The sequence below is a fragment of the Pseudomonas sp. HMSC063H08 genome (assembly GCF_001813645.1).
Lineage (GTDB): Bacteria > Pseudomonadota > Gammaproteobacteria > Pseudomonadales > Pseudomonadaceae > Pseudomonas > Pseudomonas aeruginosa.
On sequence record NZ_KV813462.1, the window covers coordinates 5,239 to 25,006 of the forward strand.

Below are 19,768 nucleotides of genomic sequence, written 5' to 3' on the forward strand. Positions count from 1 at the left end.
CGAACACGGTGATGAAGAACAGGCCGAAGGCGGCGATGATCAGCAGCGCCGAGAGCAGGATGAAGTCCTGCGGCCAGAAGGTCGCGCCGAAAATGTAGAACTTGCGCTCGGGCAGGTCCCAGAGCACCGCCTGGCGGCCGTTCCAGTTCAGCCACAGGGTGCCGAAGAACAGCAGGAACAGCAGGCCGCCGCCGAGGCGGCGGAAGTTGCGGAACAGACCGGTGAAGCTGCGGGTGTAGATCGGGCCGTTCACCGCCGACGGCAGCTTGCCGGGCGCGGGCGGCTGTTTCGACGGAGCGGCCGGTACGGCGGGCTCGACCTGGATCGCGGGAATTCTTTCGCTCATTTTTCGTAGGCCCATCAGGCTGGAGAGGCGGTTGCGACTATAGGAACCGGCTGATGGGCGAAACAGCGGCAGATCGAGCGGGAAAAACCATATCAGATGCCTCCGGAAAGCAGCGGCCCAGCATTGCCGCGGGTTACCGGGCGTCCTCCGGCAGTACAGATATGCACCCCGTGGCAACCGGTCGCAGGCGGCGCGAATTCGCCGTCGTCGGCCATCTGATGTGTTTTTTTCGGCGGAATCTGCCGCTGTTTCGCTGTCTGTACGCGGGCGATAGTGGGTGCCAGTGAACACCGGCCCATCCTGTCGCCAGAAACAGGGGCGCAGCCGGTCCCCGGTTTCTTCGCCACCCACCCTGCCCGTCATCGGTGGAGAAACCCTGTCGATGAGGGCTTTGCGATGTACCAGTACGATGAATACGACCAGGCGCTGGTGAGCGAGCGGGTGGCGCAGTTCCGCGACCAGATCGCCCGCCGCCTCGACGGCGAACTGAGCGAGGAGGAGTTCCTCCCGCTGCGCCTGCAGAACGGCCTGTACCTGCAGAAGCACGCCTACATGCTGCGCGTGGCGATTCCCTACGGCACCCTGTCGGCGCCGCAACTGCGCGCCTTGGCGCACGTCGCCCGGCACTACGACCGCGGCTACGGGCACTTCACCACGCGGCAGAACATCCAGTTCAACTGGATCGAACTGGAGCAGGTCGGCGATATCCTCGAACACCTCGCCGGCGCGCAGATGCATGCGATCCAGACCTCCGGCAACTGCGTGCGCAACATCACCACCGAAGCCTTCGCCGGGGTCGCCGCGGACGAATGGACCGACCCCCGGCCGCTGGCCGAGATCCTGCGCCAGTGGTCGACGGTGAACCCGGAGTTCCTGTTCCTCCCGCGCAAGTTCAAGATCGCCCTCAGTTCGGCGGTGGAAGACCGCGCCGCGGTGCAGATGCACGACATCGGCCTGTACCTTTACCGCCACCCCGACGCCGGCGGGTTGCGCCTGCGGGTCTTGGTCGGCGGTGGCCTGGGACGCACGCCGATGCTCGGCCAGGTGATCCGCGACGACCTGCCCTGGCAGCACCTGCTGTCCTACGTCGAGGCGATCCTGCGGGTCTACAACCGCCACGGCCGGCGCGACAACAAGTACAAGGCGCGGATCAAGATCCTGGTCAAGGCGCTGGGCATCGAGGCTTTCGCCCGCGAGGTGGAGGAAGAGTGGCAGCACCTGCGCGACGGCCCGGCACAACTGACTGCCGAGGAGTGCCAGCGGGTCGCCGAGCGCTTCGTATTGCCGCGCTACCTGCCGCCGGCCGGCGGCGAGCTGGCCTACGGCAGCGCCCGTGCGGTCGATCCGGCCTTCGCCCGCTGGGCCTCGCGCAACGTCCAGGCGCACAAGGTGCCGGGCTACGCCTCGGTGGTGCTGTCGACCAAGCCCGGCGCCAGCGCGCCGCCGGGCGACGTCACCGCGGAGCAGATGGAACGCGTCGCCGACTGGGCCGAGCGCTACGGTTTCGGCGAGATCCGCGTGGCCCACGAACAGAACCTGGTGCTCCCCGACGTGCGCCTGGAGAACCTCCACGCGCTGTGGCGCGAGGCCTGCGCAGCCGGCCTCGGCACGCCTAACCAGGGCCTGCTCAGCGACATCATCGCCTGTCCCGGCGGCGACTACTGCGCGCTGGCCAACGCCAAGTCGATCCCCATCGCCCAGGGCATCCAGCAGCGCTTCGAGGACCTCGACCACCTGCACGACATCGGCGAGCTGAGCCTGAACATCTCCGGCTGCATGAACGCCTGCGGCCACCACCACATCGGCAACATCGGCATCCTCGGCGTCGACAAGAACGGCAGCGAGTGGTACCAGGTCACCCTCGGCGGCGCCCAGGGCAAGGACAGCGCGCTGGGCAAGGTGATCGGGCCATCGTTCAGCGCCGCCGAGGTGCCGGCGGTGATCGAACGGATCGTCGAAACCTTCACCGACCTGCGGGTCGGCCCGGAACGTTTCATCGACACCTTCAACCGGGTCGGCCTGGAGCCGTTCAAGGCCCGGGTCTACGCCAGGATGGAGGAACCGGCATGAACAACCTGATCCGTTTGCGCGATGGCGTCGCCGAGGTCTGCCGCGACGATCCCTGGCAACTCCTGCGCGAGTTGCCCGACGCGTTGCCGCCGGGGCCGTTGCTGCTGCCTCTGGCGGCCTGGCTGGAGCGCCGCGGCGAGGCCGGAGCCGCCGCGCCCTGGCTGGCGCCGGACGATGAGGTGGAGGCCTTGCTGCCGCACTTCGCCGAGCTGCCGCTGATCGCCGTCGACTTCCCCAGCTTCCGCGATGGGCGTGGCTACAGCCTGGCCTACCTGCTGCGCGTGCGCCTGGGCTGGAGCGGCGAGTTGCGCGCCGTGGGCGACGTGTTGCGCGACCAGCTCAGCCATATGCGCCAGTGCGGCTTCGATGCCTTCGCGGTGCGCGAGGACAAGAACGTCGAGGACGCGCTCAAGGGGCTGGCGGGTTTGAGCGTGCTCTACGGCCGCTCGGCGATCGAGCCGCGACCGTTGTTCCGCCGACGCTAGGCATACGCCCCCGGACCGACGCCGATACCTGCCGCAACGCCGACCTGGCCCCTCTCCCGCAGCGGGAGCGAGGCGCGCCCCTCAGCCGTAGATCGAGGAACTGGCGGACGGCGCCGTCGCGCCGCCCTTGAAGCGCCCCGCCAGCTCGCGCAGCGAACGCATCAGCAGGCTGGTGTCCACGCCCACCGCGACGAACGCGCAGCCCAGCTCCAGGTAGCGCCGCGCCAGCGCCTCGTCGGCGGAGAGGATGCCGGCGGCCTTGCCGGCCGCGCGGATGCGGCGGATGGCGTCCTCGATGGCCGCCTGCACCTCGGGATGGCCGGGATTGCCGCGATGGCCCATGGCTGCGCTGAGGTCGGCCGGACCGATGAACACGCCGTCGACACCCTCGACAGCGGTGATCGCGTCGAGGTTGGCCAGGCCCTCCAGGTTTTCCACCTGGACCAGCAGGCACATCTGCTCGTCGGCGTGGTCCAGGTATTCCGCCACGCTGTTCCAGCGCGAAGCCCGGGCCAGCGCACTGCCGACCCCGCGCACGCCCGCCGGCGGATAGCGCACGGCGCGCACCAGGCCTTCGGCCTGGGCGGCGCTGTCGACCATCGGTACCAGCAGGGTCTGTGCGCCGATGTCGAGCAATTGCTTGATCAGCGCGGTGTCGCCCTGCACCGGGCGAATCACCGGCTGGCCGGGGTAGGGCGCCAGCGCCTGCAACTGGCCGAGCAGGCTGCGCAGGTCGTTGGGCGCGTGCTCGCCGTCCAGCAGCAGCCAGTCGAAGCCGGCGTTGGCGGCCAGCTCCGCGCAGTAGGGATCGGCCAGGCCGAGCCACAGGCCGATCTGCGCCTCGCCGCTGCGCAGGCGTTGCTTGAAGCGATTGACGGGCAGGTCCATGGAAATGCCTCCTCAGACGAAACGGCAGGAGATGCTGCCGAGCAGATCGTAGTCGACGTGGAAGGTGTCCCCCGGCGCGGCCGCCACCGGGCGGGTGAAGGAGCCGCCGAGGATCACCTGGCCGGCCTCCAGGCAGACGCCGTAGGGCGCCAGCTTGTTGGCCAGCCAGGCGACGCCCTTGGCCGGGTGGTTGAGCACCGCGGCGGAGACGCCAGACTCCTCGATCACGCCATTGCGGTAGAGGATCGCCGGTACCCGCCGCAGGTCGATATCGCCTGACCGCACGGCCCGGCCGCCCATCACCACGCCGGCGTTGGCGGCGTTGTCGGAGATGGTGTCGAAGACCTTGCGCGTGACTTTCGTTTGCGGGTCGACCTGCTGGATGCGCGCATCGATGATTTCCAGCGCCGGGATCACCCACTCGGTGGCCTCGAGCACGTCGAACAGGGTGCAGCCCGGTCCCTTCAGCGGCTTGCCGAGGATGAACGCCAGCTCCACCTCGACCCGCGGCACGATGAAGCGCTGGAAGGGGATGTCGCTGCCTTCCTCGAAGAACATGTCGTCGAGCAAGGCGCCGTAGTCCGGCTCGCTGATGTTCGACGAGACCTGCATGGCGCGCGAGGTCAGGCCGATCTTGTGGCCCTTGAGTACGCGCCCGTCGGCGATCTTGCGCTCGACCCAGGCGCGCTGGATGGCGTAGGCGTCCTCGATGGCGATGTCCGGGTAGTCGAGGGAGAACTGCCTTACCTGCTGGCGCGAGCGTTCGGCGGCGTCGAGGCGGTTGGCGGCTTCCTGGATCAGACGGGGATCGAGCATGGTCGGGGTCTCTCGGTTCAGCGTGGGTTGACCACGGCGGCGGGGGTCCGCAGGACCAGGCCGGCGCCGAGGGCGATGAGGATGGCCAGCAGGTACAGGGCCAGGCTGGCGCTCTGGGTGGTGTCGCGCATCCAGCCGATCAGGTAGGGCGCGAGGAAGGCGGCGATGCTGCCGAAGGAACTGATCAGGGCGATTCCGGCGGCCAGGGTGGTGCTGGAAAGGAAGGCCGGCGGCAGTTGCCAGAACATCGGCAGGGCGGCGCTGGCGCCCATCCCGGCGATCACCAGGCCGCCCATCACCAGCCAGGCGCTGGTCGGCGCCAGGGCCGCCAGGCTGAGCCCGGCGGCGGCCATCAGCAACGGAATGCCCAGGTGCCAGCGGCGCTCGCGCAGGCGGTCGGAGGAACGGCCGATGAAGATCATGAAGGCGCAGCCGGCGAGATAGGGCACCGCGCTGAGCATGCCGATGCGGCTGTCCTGGGCGATGCCGGCGCCGTGGATCAGGCTCGGCATCCAGAACGCGATGGTGTTCACCGCCAGCATCACCGCGAAATAGATCGCCACCAGCAGCCACACCTGCGGATTGCTGAAGATGCCGGAGAAGGAGGTGATGGTCTTGCGCTGCTCCTCGCCGGCCAGTTCCTCGCGCAGCAGGTGCTTCTGTTCGTCGCTGAGCCACGTCACCCGTTCGAAGCTTTCCGGCAGCGAGCACCAGACCACCACGCCGAGCAACACAACCGGCAGGCCTTCGATCAGGAACATCCACTGCCAGCCGCGCAGTCCGAGGGCGTCATGGAAGCCTTCTAGGATCCAGCCCGAAAGCGGTCCGCCGATCACCCCGGCCATGGGCACGGCGATGGCGAACAGGGCGGTGATCTGCCCGCGTCGGCGCGCCGGGAACCAACGGTTCAGGTAGACCAGGATACCGGGGAAGAAGCCGGCCTCGGCGACCCCCAGAAGAAAGCGCAGCAGGTAGAAGCCGCGTGCGGTCTCCACCAGCAGCATGGCGGTGGAGAGACAGCCCCAGACCAGCATCAGGCAGGCGATCCAGCGGCGCGGGCCGATCCGTTCCAGCATCAGGTTGCTGGGCAGGCCGAACAGCGCATAGGCGATGAAGAATAGCCCGGCGCCGAGACCGTAGACGGTGTCGCTGAAGTGCAGGTCGGCGCTCATCTGCAATTTGGCGAAACCGATGTTGATGCGGTCCAGATGGGCGAAGACGTAGCACACCAGCAGCAGCGGCATCAGCCGCCAGGTGACGCGGTCGTGGGTGCTGTCGCTGAGAGGCAGGGTGGTGCTGTTCAGGGTGCTGGCTGTGCTCATGATCTTGTACTTTTTGTGAGCGCCCGGACGTCCCGGCGACCTGTCGGTGGCCGGGAGGCGAGCTGGGTGAGTGCAGCGTTATGGCGGGCCGGTCAGTCCGCCGGGTTGTTCAGGAATTCATGCACGTTGTTGCGCTTGTAGTTCAGCTCCGCGTCCAGTTCGGTGAGTTCGAAGGACAGCGCCAGCAGGCGTCGCGCCTGGAGCTCGGCGAAGTGCGCGGTGATCACCTCGAAAAGTGCCTCGGCGACTTGCCGGCGAGTCTCCAGGTCGCGACCGGCGCCGACTTTCAGGGTCATGTGGACGAAGGCGTAGTCGTGCTTGCCGTCGGCCATGCGCCAGGTGTCCAGGCGCACGCCGCGGCTGCGGATGCCGCCGAGTGGGAACACGCCGCTGGCGCCAAGGCAGGCGTGGACCTTCTCGAACAGGCCGGGCAGGTCGGCTTCGATGTTGTCGGTGTATTCGGCGATGAAGTGCGGCATGGTGGCGTCCTCAGAGGCGGCTGGCGCAACTGGCGCCGGCCGGGTTGCCGGCTTGGGCGGCGGGAATCGCCGAGCCGTCCTGGGCGGTGACCGGGAATACCGCGTTGATCTGCCCGGTGCCGGAGGAGCCGAAGTAGGGCGTCACCACCTCCGCCTTGCCGTCGTAGGCCGACCAGCCGAGGGCGCCGAGGAGCATCGCGGTGTCGTGCATGAAGCCTTCGCCATGGCCCTTGGAGGCGTACTCCGGGAGCATCCCGCAGAATTCCGCCCAGCGGCCTTCCTGCCACATCTGCACGACTTCATGGTCGAGGACCTCGAGGAACGGGCTCCAGATGCGGTCGGAGAAGTCCGGCGCCTGGCCGTTCTGGGCGAAGCGGTGGGACAGTGAGCCGCTGGCGAGGAACGCCACCGTGCCGTCGTAGTGCTCTTCCACCGCCTTGCGCATGGCCCAGCCCAGGCGCGCGCTGTCGTTCAGGTAATGCACGGTGCACAGGGCGGAGACCGAGACCACCTTGAAGTGGCGGTTCTGGTTCATGTAGCGCATCGGTACCAGGGTGCCGTACTCCGGGCCGAGGGTAGTGGCGTCGTGGGCCAGGGTCTCCACGCCGAGCGCGTTGCAGCCTTCGGCGAGGATGCGGCCCAGCCCCGGGTTGCCGGGGAAGCCGTACTCCATGTTGGCGATGAAGTGCGGCAGCTCGTTGCTGGTGTAGAGCCCCTCGAAGTGCGGCGCGCAGTTGATGTGGTAGCCGGCGTTGACCAGCCAGTGGGTGTCGAACACCACGATGGTGTCGACCCCCAGTTCGCGGCAGCGCCGGCCGATCTCGCGGTGCCCGTCGATCGCCGGCTGGCGGCAGCCGTGGCGCGGGCCGGGCAGCTCGGACAGGTACAGCGAGGGTACGTGGGTGATCTTGGCAGCCAGAGCGACTTTGCCCATGACGATTCTCCTGGTGGCCCGTTGGGCCTGGCAGCGGGCGCGGCCGCTGGCGGCTCGCCCGGATTCTTCTGATTGTGTCTGCACGCCGGCGCTGCTGGCGGCCTCGGGCGGCCGCTCTGCACGAGCGCGCCCTACACGCCCCAGCGGGGGATGTGATGGCTGCCCATGGATATACACACGTTCTTGATCTCGGCGAATACCTCGAAGCTGTATTCCCCGCCTTCGCGTCCGGTGCCCGAGGCCTTCACCCCGCCGAACGGCTGGCGCAGGTCGCGCACGTTCTGGCTGTTGATGAAGACCATCCCGGCCTCGATGCCGCGTGCCAGGCGATGGGCCTTGCCGATGTCCTGGGTCCAGATGTAGGAGGCCAGGCCGTATTCCACGTCGTTGGCCAGGCGCAGCGCCTCGGCTTCGTCCTTGAACGGGATCAGGCAGACCACCGGGCCGAAGATCTCCTCCTGGGCGATGCGCATGCGGTTGTCCACGTCGGCGAACACCGTGGGCTGGATGAACTGCCCCTTGCTCAGGTGCGCCGGCAGGCCGGTCGGACGCTCCAGGCCGCCGGCCACCAGGGTGGCGCCTTCCTCGAGGCCGATGCGGATGTAGCCGGTGACCTTGTCGTAGTGGGCCTGGGTGATCATCGAGCCGACCTGGGTCTTCGGGTCCTGCGGATCGCCGACGATCAGGCGCCTGGCGCGCGCGGCGAACTCGGCGACGAACTGCGGGTAGACGCTTTCCTGGACGAAGATGCGACTGCCGGCGGTGCAGCGCTCGCCGTTCAGCGAGAAGATGGTGAACAGCGCGGCGTCCAGCGCCCGCTCGAGGTCGGCGTCCTCGAAGACCAGCACCGGCGACTTGCCGCCCAGCTCCATCGAGTATTTCTTGATGCCGGCCGCCTCCATGATTCGTCGCCCGGTGGCGGTGCCGCCGGTGAAGGACACCGCGCGCACGTCGCGGTGGCGAACCAGCGCGTCGCCGGCGCTGGCGCCGTAGCCCTGGACCACGTTGAACACCCCCGGCGGAATGCCCGCCTCGTGCACCAGGCGGCCCAGCTCGTTGGCGGTCAGCGGCGACAGCTCGGACATCTTCAGCACCGCCGTGTTGCCCAGCGCCAGGCACGGCGCGGTCTTCCAGGTGGCGGTCATGAACGGTACGTTCCACGGCGAGACCAGGCCACAGACGCCCACCGGCTGGTACAGGGTGTAGTTGAGCATCTGGTCGTCGACCGGATAGCTGTGCCCGTTCATCCGCGTGCAGACTTCGGCGAAGAACTCGAAGTTGTGCGAGGCGCGCGGGATCAGCACATTCTTCGTCTGGTGGATCGGCAGGCCGGTGTCGAGGGTCTCCAGTTCCGCCAGGTGCGGCACGTTCCGGTCGATCAGCTCGCCGAGCCGGCGCATCAGGCGCGCGCGCTCCTTGGCCGGGGTATTGGCCCATTTCGGGAAGGCTTCCCGGGCCGCCGCCACCGCCGCGTCGATTTCCGCCGCGCCGCCGCTGGCGACCTCGCCGATCAGCTCGCCGGTGGCCGGGTTGTAGTTCTCGAAGACGTCCTTGCTTTCGACCTCGCGGCCATTGATCCAGTGTTTGATCATTCTGCGTGCTCCTGTGCGCGGGCGCGGAAGAATTCGGCCTCGCTGACGATTCGGTTGACCAGGCGACCGACGCCTTCCACCTCCACCACCACTTCGTCGCCGGGGACCACGTCGGACAGGCCTTCCGGGGTGCCGGTGGCGATCATGTCGCCCGGCTGCAGGGTCATGAAGCTGGAGAAGTATTCGATCAGGTAGGGGATGTCGAAGATCATGTCCGCGGTGCTGCCTTCCTGGCGCAGCTCGCCGTTGACCCAGGTGCGCAGGGTCAGCCGGTTCGGCTCGGGAACCTCGGCCGCGTCGACGATCCACGGCCCCACCGGGGTGGTGGCGTCGCGGTTCTTCACCCGCAGGTTGGGCCGGTAGTAGTTCTCCAGGTAGTCGCGGATCGCGTAGTCGTTGCACACCGTGTAGCCGGCCAGGTAGCCGAGGGCGTCCTCGCGGCGGACGTTGCGCGCCGGCTTGCCGATCACCGCTACCAGTTCGCACTCGTAGTGCATGTAGTCGACGTTGTCCGGACGCCAGCTGACCTGGCGGTGGCCGGTGTAGGTGCCCGGCGACTTGATGAACGCCAGCGGTTCGCTGGGCGCCTTGAACGACAGTTCGGCGGCATGGTCGGCGTAGTTCAGGCCGAGGGCGAACATGCTCCCGGTGGCCGGCGGCAGCCACTCCACCCGGTCCTCGGCGAGCAGGGTGCCGTCGGCCAGGCGGACGGCGTTGGCGTCTTCCACGGTGACCTGGTGAACCTGGCCCTGGTAGCGGATGCGTGCGTGTTTCATGGTCGGTTCCTCATTCCGCGACGATGCTGTTGGCGAGGCGGCCGAGGCCGTCGATCTCGACCTCGACGCGGTCGCCGGGATGCACGTCGACGCGCCCTTCCGGGGTGCCGGTGATCAGCACGTCGCCGGCGTGCAGGGTCATGAACTCGCTGATCTCGGCGATCAGCCGCGGGATGTCGCGCACCAGGTTGGCGGTGTTGTTGCGTTGGCGCAGTTCGCCGTTGACGTACAGCTTCAGCTCCAGTGCATGGGGATCGGCGATCTCCTGCGTCGGCACCAGTTGCGGACCGAACGGGCAGAAGCCGTCGCGGCACTTGGCTTTCACCGCCGGACGGTAGTAGCTGTCTTCCGGCAGGCTGAACTCGTTGACGATCACGTAGCCGGCGACATGCGCCATGGCCTCTTCCTCCTTCACCCGGCTGGCGTCGCGAGCGATCACCACGCCCAGCGCCGGGCCCGGTTGCAGGCGCTCGACGCCGCGCGGGAAGAGCACCGGGGCGTCGTGCTCGTTGCGGGTATTCGGTGTCTTGATGAACAACACCGGCTTCACCGGCGGCTTCTGGTAGGGCGGCTGCTGGAACTCCGGCAGGCGGCTGTCGAGCAGGCCCTTGTAGTTCAGCGCGACGCCGAACAGGGTGCCGGCGGCGACGTCATTCAGTGCGCGGCTCATTGTGGTGGTGTCTCCTGGCGCGATAAGCGAACGGCGAGGGGGCCGTCCTGGCGAAAACTCGTTAATGTGTTAACGTTATATTTAACATGTTAATGATCGTCAACCCCGGTTGCTGCGCCATTCGTCCCGGGGAGGTGGCAAGAGGCGCCGTCTGCGGTATACGGATGCCCGCGACGGCTTGCGTGCGCAGCCGGGAAGAACAACAAAGAGAAGATCGCCATGCCAGAGCGCCAGCCGATCCCCAACATCAACATCGGGCAGGTCTACGACCAGCGCTATGCCGACGCCGAGGTGCACTACGATGCGCTGGGCAACCTGGCCGGATTCTTCGGTCGCAACATGCCGGCGCACCGGCACGACCGTTTCTTCCAGGTGCACTACGTGAAGAACGGCGCGGTGCGGGTCTATCTCGACGAGCGCCAGTACCTGGAGTCGGGGCCGATGTTCTTCCTCACCCCGCCGACCGTGCCGCACGCCTTCGTCACCGAGGCGGACGCCGATGGCCATGTGCTGACCGTGCGCCAGCAACTGGTGTGGAGCCTCACCGAGGCCGAGCCGGGCCTGGCGCCCGGCCCGCAGGTGGCGCCGGCCTGTGTGGCGCTGGGCAACCTGGAGGGCGGCGCGGCCGAGGAGGCGGCGCGCCTGGCGCTGCTCTTCGAGCAGTTGCGCAGCGAGTCGATGGCCAGCCGTCCCGGCCGCCAGCAGACGCTGCTGGCGCTGACCCGCCTGGTCATGATCAGCCTGCTGCGTCTCTCGGCCAATTCGGTGGCTGCGCGGCCGATGCGCCACGAAGACCTGCAGATCTTCCAGCGCTTCAACGCGCTGATCGAGGAGCGCTATGCCGAGCACTGGCCGCTGTCGCTCTACGCCAGCCGCATCGGCGTCACCGAGGCGCGCCTCAACGACGTCTGCCGGCGCATCGCCGACCTGCCGTCGAAGCGCCTGGTGTACGAACGGCTTATGCAGGAGTCCAAGCGCCTGCTGCTGTTCACCGGCGGCTCGGTGAACGAGATCTGCTACCAGCTCGGCTTCAAGGACCCGGCCTACTTCAGTCGTTTCTTCGTGCGTTACGCGGGGCTCACCCCCAGCGCTTACCGCCAGCGACAGGCCGACGGGGAGTCCCGTCGCTGAGCGGGTGGGCGGGTATACTCGCGCTCCCACTCGAACAGGAAGCGTTTCTCCATGCATGATGCAGCCACCTCCATGCCGCCGCAGGCTCCCTCAACCTGGGCCGACTACCTTGCCGGCTACCGCTGGCGAGGGCAGGGCGAAGGATGTTCCGCGGCCACGGTCCACCGCCTGGAGGCTGCGCGGCGGCCGACCCTGTTCGTCAAGCAGGAAGTGCTGTCCGCACATGCCGAGCTGCCCGCCGAAATCGCCCGCCTGCGCTGGCTGCACGGTGCCGGCATCGACTGCCCGCAGGTGCTGAACGAAACCCAGAGCGACGGCCGGCAATGGCTGCTGATGAGCGCAATGCCGGGGGACACGCTGTCCGCGCTGGCGCAGCGCGACGAGCTGGAGCCCGAGCGCCTGGTGCGCCTGGTGGCCGCCGCCCTGCGCCGGCTGCACGATCTCGATCCGGCCGCCTGTCCCTTCGATCATCGCCTGGAACGGCGTCTGGACACCGTGCGCCAGCGGGTCGAGGCCGGGCTGGTGGACGAGGCGGACTTCGACGACGACCATCGCGGTCGCAGCGCCACGGAGCTGTACCGCCTGCTGCTCGACCGGCGTCCGGCGGTCGAAGACCTGGTGGTCGCCCACGGCGACGCCTGCCTGCCCAACCTCTTGGCGGAGGGCCGGCGCTTCAGCGGCTTCATCGATTGCGGGCGGCTCGGCGTCGCCGACCGGCACCAGGACCTGGCCCTGGCCGCGCGGGACATCGAGGCCGAACTCGGCGCGGCCTGGGCCGAGGCCTTCCTCGTCGAATACGGCGGCGATATCGACGGCGAACGGCTGGCGTACTTCAGGCTATTGGACGAGTTCTTCTAGAGTAGGGCCGGTTCGGATCCGGTGCGGATTCGGCCTGTCTTTGCACGGAAACGGGGTACGACGGCACCCGCCATCGCGTCTTTTCTTGACTGCTCCGTAGAGTCGCCGGCTCAGTTCAGCCGGTACTGCGCCAGTTCCTTCGCCGAAAGCACGCGCATCCGTTTGGGATCGGTGCTTTGCATGGCCTGTACCAAGGTGCTGGGGATATCCATTTCGCGGAAGTAGGCGGCGGAGTCGTAGCGCATGCCGTTGGCCGAGCGCGAGTGCAGCGAGTCGCCGTGGGCGTAGTAGGGGCGGTGCAGGCCGACGTAGCCGCGTACGGTCTTGCGCTTGCCGGCTGCCAGCAGGTAGACGCAGGTGCCCTGGCAGACGCTGCTCGACGGCACCAGCGCGTCGAAGCCGGATTCGCGCAGCAGGCGGCCCATGCGGATCGCCTCCGGCACGCTGCCGCCGATGCTGTTCAGCAGGAGCAGCTTGCGCGAGTAGGTTCCCGGATTGTTGCGCAAACCCTTGAGCAGCGTTTCGTAGTCGCCCGGCGCGATCTCCTCCGAGACGCGGACCGTCAGCACCCGCCCCATGCTCTTGTGTTGCAGCGAATGCACTTCGACCCTGGCCAGTGCGGGAGTCGCGCAGAACACGGCGAGGCAGGCGAGGACGGTCCGGAGGCGGAGGCGGGGCATGGAACGGGGCGATCCTGTCAGACGGCGATGGCTGCCGAAGATACCTGCAAGCGTTGCATTGTGCACGGTCCTCGTCGTCAGGACGAGGAGCCGGTCTCCGCCTGGCGCACCGGCAGGCGCAGGCAGAAGGTGATGACGTCGTCGCGGCAGTCCACGTCGATACGCCCCTGGTGGGCCTGGGCGATGGCCTGGGAGATGTACAGGCCGATACCGAGGCCGTTGCGGTTGCGCTGGTTGTCCGCCGACTCGCGCTTGAACGGTTCGAACAGGTTGGCCAGCTGCGCTTCGGAGAGGCCGCTGGTTTCGTTGAGCACGCTCAGGCACACCTCGTCGCCCTGGCGGGTCAGGGTGACCAGCACCGGCCGGTCGGGCAGGCCGTGATGACGGGCGTTGCTCAGCAGGTTGGCAGCGACCTGGGCGTAGCGGTCCGGGTCGACCACGGCACGAACCTGCGGGTCGATGGCGATCTCGATCACCAGGCCGGGATAGGCGACGTCGGTTTCGCAGACGATCTGCTGCACCAGTTGCGAGACGTCGGTGTCGACCGGGTTCACGGTGAGGCCGATGCCCGATTGCAGGCGGCTCATGTCGAGGATCTGGCTGACCAGCCGTTCCATGCGGCTGCTGGACGCGGAAATGTGTTGGCGCAGTTCGGTGGTGCGGGTGTCGCTGGAGGACAGCAGGGCCGCCGCCATGGAGATCGACTGCAACGGGTTGCGCAGGTCGTGGCCGAGCACCGCGATCAGGCGCTGGCGCATGCGGTCGACCTCGGCCGCATGGTTGAGGCACAGTTCCATCAGGTCCAGGCGCAGCTTTTCGGCGATCGCCAGGTCGGTTTCGCTCCAGGGCGTGGAGTGGCCGCGGACCACTTCCTCCCAGGCCTCGAACGAGCCGCGCGGGGTCAGCCGCGGGCCGGAGGGGCCGATGGTCAACAGCTTTTCCGGCTTGCCGCCCCAGCGGATGCGGTGCACTTCCTCGTGGCGGAACCAGAAGATCCAGCCCGATTCCTGGCGGTGGAAACGGATCGCCAGCACACCGCAGCAGTCGCCGCCGTCCGGAGAGTCCTCGCTGGGCTGCGGCCAGTTGTCGGTGTGGTAGATGTCCCGTTCCGGGTCGCGCTGCAGGCGTTGCAGGACATTCCCGGCCTGGCGCTCGAAGTCGCCGCGGATGCTCAGGGTGCGGCCGCCGAGCATGACCAGGGCGCCGTCGCAGGGAATCAGTGCGGCGATGCCATCGTCCGGGTGGGCCAGTGCGCCGAACAGGTCGTCGGCGTCCCGCGCGCGGCGAGCCAGGGCCAGCCTGCGCTCGGTGGACACGCGCAGCAGTTCGGCGATACGCCCCTGCTCCAGGCGCTCGACGATGGCGCTGCAGACCTGGGAGAAAATCTGGAACGACATGCGCACCGGGTAGGGAATCAGTTTGGGCGACATGTGATGGCAGGAGAACAGTCCCCAGAGCTTGCCGCCGACCACGATGGAGATGCTCATCGAGGCGCGCACGCCCATGTTGGTCAGGTATTCGCAGTGGATCGGCGAAACGCTGCGCAGCACGCTGTAGCTGAGATCGAACGATTCGTTGGTCTCCGGGTTCAGCGCGGGAAACACGCGCATCGGCGTATAGGCCACGTCGGCGATCAGCCTGATCGGGTTCTGGATGTACAGGCGACGCGCCTGGGCCGGGATGTCCGAGGCCGGGTAGCGTTGCCCCAGGTAGCTTTCGAGGTCTTCGCGACGGCTCTCGGCGACCACCTCGCCGGAGTCGTCATGACGGAAACGGTAGGCCATCACCCGGTCGTAGCCGGTCATCCGGCGCAGTTCGTCGGTGACGTTGCTGAGCAGGCTGGCGGTGTCGTTGTGCAACTGGACCTGGGCGATGATGCGCTGGGCGTTGAGGGTGAAGGAGGTGATCGACAGCGTGTCCGCGGTGCGGATCTCGAACTCCAGGTAGAACACTTCCTTGTAGCTGTGGCCGATCACGTCGAACAGGTGTTCGCCGATCCGCGTCTCGACGCTGTTCGACCATGGGCCGTTGCCGGTCAGTCCCTCTTCGAGCATGCGCAGGACCTCCGGCCCCACCTGCTCCTGCGTCAGGTAGGAACCCGGCGAGGCGACGAAACCCAGCAGCGCCTGGATGTTCTCGCTTGTCGCGAGGACCATGCCGTCCGCGCGCAGGGCGATCAGCGCCCCGTGCGGCTGGATCGCGCCAGGCACGTGGATGGGTTCGTCCTCGCAGTTCGCCAGGGTAACCGGGGTGATGCTCGTCATCTATCGTCCAGCCTGGTCTCCAGGCAGTCAGGCTTCGTCGAGAACCCATCGACGAAACGAAAGGAATGTAGCCTGTGCCGCATCCTGCGCAAGGCCGATGGCTTCGGGGCTGTCGATCTGCCGGGCGAGCTGTTCGAGAAACTCCTGCCAGCGCACCCCGGTGGCCTGGCCGTAGCCCCGCAACCACTGTAGCGGCAGACCGGGCAGGCGTGGAGCTAGTCGTTTGTAGAGATACGCGCCGCCCAGCGTCGCGCCTTCCATCACGTAGGCCACCCCGAAGACCTCCGCGGCCCGTGTCGCATTCGGCAGGTCGGCGCAGCGCGGTAGCGCCTCCACCTGCGCGCGGCTCATGCCGCCGGCCAGCAGGTCGCTTTCCAGCCAGGCGCTCTTGACCAGCCGCGCGTCGGCCCGCAGCGCCGCCGGCCAGCCGCTGCGGTTGTCGCGCAGCGCGCGCTCCAGAGGCTCCAGCCAGCCAAGGATACGTCCGGCATGGTCGAGGTAGGCGCGGTCGTCGAGATCGTCGTCGCCCAACGGCGAACGGCGGTCCAGTTCTGCGTGCAGGTCACGGGTGGCGTCGCGGAGCGCGGCGAGGGCTGGCGATGGAGATGGGGACATGAGGTCAGGGCCAGCGATTCGAGGCATGAACGGAAAAGAGTAGCAGGAAGCCGTACGCCCGGCTCGGAATAAATGGGCATCCCCGCGCGCGGCGCAGGGATGCCGGAGCGGGCGCGCTCAGGCCGCCTCGGTCTGCACCACCCGGTAGCAGGGGACGTAGGCCGCGCCGCCGGGCAGCTTCATCCGGTGCTGCTTGACGAAGGCCTGCAGCAGGCGGTCCAGCGGCAGCATCACCGCCGGGTCGCCGTGGATCTCGTAGGGCCCGTATTGCTCGATCATGCGGATGCCGTTGTCCTTGACGTTGCCGGCGACGATCCCGGAAAACGCGCGGCGCAGGTTGGCCGCCAACTCGTGGGGCGGCAGGCTGCGGCTGAGCTGGAGGCTGGCCATGTTCTCGTGGGTCGGCTCGAACGGGCGCTGGAAGCTTTCATCGATCTTCAGCATCCAGTTGAAGTGGAAGGCGTCGTTGCGCTCGCGGCGGAACTGCTTCACTTCCTTCAGGCCCTGGGCCATCTGCTTGGCCACCTCGGCCGGGTCGTCGATGACGATCCGGTAGTGGCGCTGCGCCGCATGGCCGAGGGTCGCCCCGACGAATTCATGGAGCTGCTGCAGGTAGGCTTCGGCGCTGCGGGGACCGGTGAGGATGACCGGGAAGGGCAGGTCCTGGTTGTCCGGGTGCATGAGGATGCCCAGCAGGTAGAGGAACTCCTCCGCGGTCCCGGCGCCGCCGGGGAAGATGATGACCCCGTGGCCGACGCGGACGAAGGCTTCCAGGCGCTTCTCGATGTCCGGCAGGATCACCAGTTCGTTGACGATCGGGTTCGGCGCCTCGGCGGCGATGATCCCCGGCTCGGTCAGGCCCAGGTAGCGGCCGCCGACGATGCGCTGCTTGGCGTGGCTGATGGTGGCGCCCTTCATCGGCCCCTTCATCACCCCCGGTCCGCAGCCGGTGCAGACATCCAGGCTGCGCAGGCCGAGTTCGTGGCCGACCCTCTTGGTGTACTTGTATTCCTCGCTGCTGATCGAGTGGCCGCCCCAGCACACGACGATCTTCGGCTCGACGCCGGGGCGCAGCGTACGGGCGTTGCGCAGCAGCTGGAAGACGTAGTCGGTGAGGCCCTGGGAGCTGTCCAGGTCGACGTGCTGGCTGTCCAGCCCGCTCTGGGTGTAGACGATGTCGCGCAGGGCGCTGAACAGCATCTCGCGGGTGCTGGCGATCATCTCGCCATCGACGAAGGCGTCGGCCGGCGCGTTGATCAGCTCCAGGCGCACGCCTCGGTCCTGCTGGTGGATACGCACCTCGAAGTCCTTGTAGGCGTCGAGGATGGTCTTGGCGTTGTCGCTGTGGGCGCCGGTATTGAGGATCGCCAGGGCGCACTGGCGGAACAGTTGGTAGGTCTTGCCGTTGGCGGTTTCGCTCAGTTGTTGCACTTCGCGTTGGGAGAGGGTTTCCAGCGTGCCTTTCGGACTGACCGAGGCGTTGATCACAGGGCGATGAGACATGTGCGATTCCATGCAGGGGACGCGGCGGCGTAGAAGAACCGCCGCATCCGGATAAGGGAGCGCCGGGCAGGTTGCGTGCCGGGGGAGAGGGCGATCAGCCGTCGGAGTGGGGCGACGAGGCAACCGTGCGCTGGGGCTTGGCTCCAGGGTCTTGGTTAAATGTAATAGCGAGAACCTGACTGATCTGACAAGGAAAATCTCGAATTTATCTGTCGCCGGCCTGGCACCGGGGAAATCCTGCCACTAGCCATGGGCGAAAAAATCCGGCATCGGCTGGGATAATCGACTCTTCTCCTGATATCGTTGCGTTTCCGCCGGATGCTCGGCCAGTCGAAGGGAGGAACGAAGCATGTCGTATGAACAGTCCAGCAGCGTACCTAGCGACTTTCTTTCCTCCTTTTTCCAAGAGCCTGTCATCCATGATCGAACTCAGAACCATCACCCGCGACGACTGGGAAACCTGCATTGACCTGAAGGTCGCCCGCCACCAGGCGCACTTCGTCGCTTCCAACCTCTATTCGCTGGCCCAGAGCCGCTTCCTGCCGGGGTTCCGCGCGGTCGGCATCCACCACGGCGGGCGCATGGTCGGCTTCGCCCTCTACGGCCCCGACGCCGACGACGGCCACTACTGGCTCTACCGCCTGATGATCGACCGCCGCTACCAGGGCAAGGGGCATGGCCGCGCCGCCCTGCAACGGATCATCGCCAGCGTGCGCCGGACGAGGCGGCGCAGCGATCGCCTGATGGTCGCCTACGCCGTCGACAACGACGTGGCCCGCCAGCTTTATCGGGACGCCGGCTTCGTCGAACAGGGCCTCGCGCCCTGGGGCGAGACGATGGCCTGCCTGATGCTGCCGGAGCCGTCCCATCGCTCCGGGACGGTCGCCGGAGCGCCGGGCGGGCGTGCAGCGCACGGCGTCCCGGCGTAGAATCGCGGGATTCGGCAGTTCCCTCCAATACCTATAACGACCATCCAACGCACATCGCCGCCCCGGACCCTTGCGTCCGGGGCGTTTTCCGTCGTGCGTGGCGAGGGTCGCGGGACCTGCCCGTCCGCCCCCTGCTCCGGAACCGAACGCCCCATGGACAGCACCTCCGAAACCCGCAGCGGCAGCTGGCTGAGCGTGATCGCCCTGGCCCTGGCCGCCTTCATCTTCAACACCACGGAGTTCGTCCCGGTCGGCCTGCTCAGCGACATCGGCCACAGCTTCGAGATGCCCACCTCGCAGGTCGGCCTGATGTTGACCATCTATGCCTGGGTGGTGTCGCTGGCCTCGTTGCCGATGATGCTGCTGACCCGCAATATCGAGCGGCGCAAGCTGCTGGTCGGGGTATTCCTGCTGTTCATCGCCAGCCACGTGCTGTCCGGGCTGGCCTGGAGCTTCCAGGTGCTGATGCTCAGCCGGATCGGCATTGCCTTCGCCCACGCGGTGTTCTGGGCCATCACCGCTTCGCTGGCGGTGCGCGTGGCGCCGCCGGGACAGCAGGCCAAGGCGCTAGGGCTGCTGGCCACCGGCACCACCCTGGCGATGGTCCTGGGCATCCCGCTGGGGCGGGTGGTTGGCGAGGCCCTGGGCTGGCGTACCACCTTCATGGCCATCGCCGGACTCTCGGTGCTGACCCTGCTCTACCTGGCGCGCTCCCTCCGCTGCTGCCAAGCCAGAACTCCGGTTCCCTGCGCAGCCTGCCGATGCTGTTCCGACGCCCGGCGCTGGTTTGCCTGTACGTGCTGACCGTGGTGGTGATCAGCGCCCAGTTCACCGCCTACAGCTACATCGAGCCCTTCGCCAAGCAGGTGGCGCAGATGAGCGGCGAGGCGACCACCCTGCTGTTGCTGTTGTTCGGCGGCGCCGGGATCTTCGGTTCGATCCTCTTCAGCCGCTACAGCGAGGCTTTCCCGCGAGGCTTCCTGCTGGCCGCGATCCTCGCCTTGGGCAGCAGCCTGGCGCTGCTGTTGCCGCTGTCCGCGCAGCCGACCTGGCTGATGGCGCTCAGCCTGCTCTGGGGCATGTCGATCATGTGCTTCGGCCTGGCCCAGCAGTCCCGCGTCCTGCGCCTCGCCTCGGACGCCACCGACGTGGCCATGGCGCTGTTCTCCGGCCTGTACAACGTCGGCATCGGCGCCGGCGCGCTGCTCGGCAGCGTGGTCAGCGAACGCATGGGCCTGGCCTCGATCGGCAACGTCGGCGCCGCGCTGGCGCTGGCCGGCCTGCTGCTCGCCCTGTTCGCCGCACTGCGCTACGCGGAGGCGCTGAAAACCACGTCGTTGTGAGTGCTCATTCACTGGCCCGGATGATTCGGCGGAGGAATCCGCCCGCTTGATCTAGTCTTCTGTGACG

Annotated in this window: 17 protein-coding genes and 2 pseudogenes; 6 read left to right on the forward strand and 13 right to left on the reverse strand. The window is 67.6% G+C overall.

The annotated features are described in order from the left end of the window. Positions 1-637: pseudogene (locus HMPREF2924_RS16430) on the reverse strand (cytochrome c oxidase accessory protein CcoG); the annotation flags it as partial. A 105-nt stretch (positions 638-742) separates the two neighbouring features. On the opposite strand from HMPREF2924_RS16430, the gene HMPREF2924_RS16435 reads away from it, so the two are divergent. After that, positions 743-2,416: a nitrite/sulfite reductase gene (locus tag HMPREF2924_RS16435; RefSeq protein ID WP_003110124.1), complete on the forward strand. Its 1,674-nt coding sequence runs from the start codon at positions 743-745 to the stop codon at positions 2,414-2,416. After that, entirely contained in the window at positions 2,413-2,901 is a 489-nt protein-coding gene (locus HMPREF2924_RS16440; protein ID WP_003093457.1) for a DUF934 domain-containing protein, read from the forward strand. The genes HMPREF2924_RS16435 and HMPREF2924_RS16440 overlap by 4 nt, the downstream gene beginning before the upstream one ends. Before the next feature lie 81 nt (positions 2,902-2,982). Here the strand turns inward: HMPREF2924_RS16440 and hpaI are convergent, their stop codons facing one another. From hpaI to HMPREF2924_RS16480, 8 genes are all read right to left on the reverse strand, one after another. Continuing rightward, positions 2,983-3,789, reverse strand: a complete 807-nt coding sequence (gene hpaI, locus HMPREF2924_RS16445) for a 4-hydroxy-2-oxoheptanedioate aldolase (RefSeq protein ID WP_003132290.1) — start codon at positions 3,787-3,789, stop codon at positions 2,983-2,985. A gap of 12 nt (positions 3,790-3,801) precedes the next feature. Continuing rightward, positions 3,802-4,605, reverse strand: a complete 804-nt coding sequence (gene hpaH, locus HMPREF2924_RS16450; RefSeq protein ID WP_003132291.1) for a 2-oxo-hept-4-ene-1,7-dioate hydratase — start codon at positions 4,603-4,605, stop codon at positions 3,802-3,804. 17 nt (positions 4,606-4,622) lie between these two features. Continuing rightward, positions 4,623-5,927: an MFS transporter gene (locus HMPREF2924_RS16455; RefSeq protein WP_003132293.1), complete on the reverse strand. Its 1,305-nt coding sequence runs from the start codon at positions 5,925-5,927 to the stop codon at positions 4,623-4,625. Between the two features lie 92 nt (positions 5,928-6,019). Next, positions 6,020-6,406: a 5-carboxymethyl-2-hydroxymuconate Delta-isomerase gene (locus HMPREF2924_RS16460; protein ID WP_003124040.1), complete on the reverse strand. Its 387-nt coding sequence runs from the start codon at positions 6,404-6,406 to the stop codon at positions 6,020-6,022. A gap of 10 nt (positions 6,407-6,416) precedes the next feature. Continuing rightward, positions 6,417-7,340, reverse strand: coding sequence for a 3,4-dihydroxyphenylacetate 2,3-dioxygenase (gene hpaD / locus HMPREF2924_RS16465; protein ID WP_023094513.1), 924 nt, complete (start codon positions 7,338-7,340; stop codon positions 6,417-6,419). 131 nt (positions 7,341-7,471) lie between these two features. Continuing rightward, positions 7,472-8,932 carry a 5-carboxymethyl-2-hydroxymuconate semialdehyde dehydrogenase gene (gene hpaE / locus HMPREF2924_RS16470; RefSeq protein WP_003093448.1) on the reverse strand — a complete coding sequence of 487 codons (1,461 nt, stop codon included), beginning with the start codon at positions 8,930-8,932 and terminating at the stop codon, positions 7,472-7,474. After that, positions 8,929-9,708: a fumarylacetoacetate hydrolase family protein gene (locus HMPREF2924_RS16475; protein WP_003093447.1), complete on the reverse strand. Its 780-nt coding sequence runs from the start codon at positions 9,706-9,708 to the stop codon at positions 8,929-8,931. Before HMPREF2924_RS16475 ends, hpaE begins: the two co-directional genes overlap by 4 nt. A gap of 10 nt (positions 9,709-9,718) precedes the next feature. Continuing rightward, on the reverse strand, positions 9,719-10,378 hold the full coding sequence (locus HMPREF2924_RS16480) for a fumarylacetoacetate hydrolase family protein (protein WP_003110133.1): 660 nt from the start codon (positions 10,376-10,378) through the stop codon (positions 9,719-9,721). A gap of 219 nt (positions 10,379-10,597) precedes the next feature. Here HMPREF2924_RS16480 and hpaA point away from each other — a divergent pair, with 219 nt between their 5' ends. Both hpaA and HMPREF2924_RS16490 read left to right on the forward strand, forming a co-directional pair. Beyond that, positions 10,598-11,509: a 4-hydroxyphenylacetate catabolism regulatory protein HpaA gene (gene hpaA, locus HMPREF2924_RS16485; RefSeq protein WP_003093443.1), complete on the forward strand. Its 912-nt coding sequence runs from the start codon at positions 10,598-10,600 to the stop codon at positions 11,507-11,509. 51 nt (positions 11,510-11,560) lie between these two features. After that, the gene (locus tag HMPREF2924_RS16490; protein ID WP_003132309.1) at positions 11,561-12,367 is read left to right on the forward strand and encodes an aminoglycoside O-phosphotransferase APH(3')-IIb; all 807 of its coding nucleotides are present in this window, start codon (positions 11,561-11,563) and stop codon (positions 12,365-12,367) included. 110 nt (positions 12,368-12,477) lie between these two features. Here HMPREF2924_RS16490 and HMPREF2924_RS16495 read toward each other — a convergent pair whose 3' ends face one another. The 4 genes from HMPREF2924_RS16495 to ppnN form a co-directional block, all read right to left on the reverse strand. Further along, positions 12,478-13,047, reverse strand: a complete 570-nt coding sequence (locus HMPREF2924_RS16495) for a COG3904 family protein (RefSeq protein ID WP_003093439.1) — start codon at positions 13,045-13,047, stop codon at positions 12,478-12,480. Positions 13,048-13,124: 77 nt separating this feature from the next. Further along, positions 13,125-15,311: a bacteriophytochrome BphP gene (gene bphP, locus HMPREF2924_RS16500; RefSeq protein ID WP_023124873.1), complete on the reverse strand. Its 2,187-nt coding sequence runs from the start codon at positions 15,309-15,311 to the stop codon at positions 13,125-13,127. Between the two features lie 27 nt (positions 15,312-15,338). Then, a complete protein-coding gene (locus HMPREF2924_RS16505) occupies positions 15,339-15,926 on the reverse strand; it encodes a biliverdin-producing heme oxygenase (RefSeq protein ID WP_003132314.1) in 588 nt (195 codons plus the stop codon). 117 nt (positions 15,927-16,043) lie between these two features. Next, complete coding sequence (gene ppnN / locus HMPREF2924_RS16510) at positions 16,044-17,429, reverse strand: nucleotide 5'-monophosphate nucleosidase PpnN (RefSeq protein ID WP_003093432.1); 1,386 nt, start codon at positions 17,427-17,429, stop codon at positions 16,044-16,046. Between the two features lie 419 nt (positions 17,430-17,848). Between ppnN and HMPREF2924_RS16515 the strand changes: the two genes are divergently transcribed. Together HMPREF2924_RS16515 and HMPREF2924_RS16520 are read left to right on the forward strand one after the other, a co-directional pair. Next, positions 17,849-18,358, forward strand: coding sequence for a GNAT family N-acetyltransferase (locus HMPREF2924_RS16515; RefSeq protein WP_003118200.1), 510 nt, complete (start codon positions 17,849-17,851; stop codon positions 18,356-18,358). Between the two features lie 153 nt (positions 18,359-18,511). Further along, positions 18,512-19,701 (forward strand): annotated as a pseudogene (locus HMPREF2924_RS16520) (sugar transporter). The last annotated feature ends 67 nt before the right edge of the window (positions 19,702-19,768 follow it).

Coding starts and splice junctions, on each gene's coding strand:
- HMPREF2924_RS16435 (WP_003110124.1), top strand. CDS start 743: ATGTACCAGTACGATGAATACGACCAGGCGCTGGTGAGCGAGCGGGTG.
- HMPREF2924_RS16440 (WP_003093457.1), top strand. CDS start 2,413: ATGAACAACCTGATCCGTTTGCGCGATGGCGTCGCCGAGGTCTGCCGC.
- hpaI (WP_003132290.1), bottom strand. CDS start 3,789: ATGGACCTGCCCGTCAATCGCTTCAAGCAACGCCTGCGCAGCGGCGAG.
- hpaH (WP_003132291.1), bottom strand. CDS start 4,605: ATGCTCGATCCCCGTCTGATCCAGGAAGCCGCCAACCGCCTCGACGCC.
- HMPREF2924_RS16455 (WP_003132293.1), bottom strand. CDS start 5,927: ATGAGCACAGCCAGCACCCTGAACAGCACCACCCTGCCTCTCAGCGAC.
- HMPREF2924_RS16460 (WP_003124040.1), bottom strand. CDS start 6,406: ATGCCGCACTTCATCGCCGAATACACCGACAACATCGAAGCCGACCTG.
- hpaD (WP_023094513.1), bottom strand. CDS start 7,340: ATGGGCAAAGTCGCTCTGGCTGCCAAGATCACCCACGTACCCTCGCTG.
- hpaE (WP_003093448.1), bottom strand. CDS start 8,932: ATGATCAAACACTGGATCAATGGCCGCGAGGTCGAAAGCAAGGACGTC.
- HMPREF2924_RS16475 (WP_003093447.1), bottom strand. CDS start 9,708: ATGAAACACGCACGCATCCGCTACCAGGGCCAGGTTCACCAGGTCACC.
- HMPREF2924_RS16480 (WP_003110133.1), bottom strand. CDS start 10,378: ATGAGCCGCGCACTGAATGACGTCGCCGCCGGCACCCTGTTCGGCGTC.
- hpaA (WP_003093443.1), top strand. CDS start 10,598: ATGCCAGAGCGCCAGCCGATCCCCAACATCAACATCGGGCAGGTCTAC.
- HMPREF2924_RS16490 (WP_003132309.1), top strand. CDS start 11,561: ATGCATGATGCAGCCACCTCCATGCCGCCGCAGGCTCCCTCAACCTGG.
- HMPREF2924_RS16495 (WP_003093439.1), bottom strand. CDS start 13,047: ATGCCCCGCCTCCGCCTCCGGACCGTCCTCGCCTGCCTCGCCGTGTTC.
- bphP (WP_023124873.1), bottom strand. CDS start 15,311: ATGACGAGCATCACCCCGGTTACCCTGGCGAACTGCGAGGACGAACCC.
- HMPREF2924_RS16505 (WP_003132314.1), bottom strand. CDS start 15,926: ATGTCCCCATCTCCATCGCCAGCCCTCGCCGCGCTCCGCGACGCCACC.
- ppnN (WP_003093432.1), bottom strand. CDS start 17,429: ATGTCTCATCGCCCTGTGATCAACGCCTCGGTCAGTCCGAAAGGCACG.
- HMPREF2924_RS16515 (WP_003118200.1), top strand. CDS start 17,849: ATGATCGAACTCAGAACCATCACCCGCGACGACTGGGAAACCTGCATT.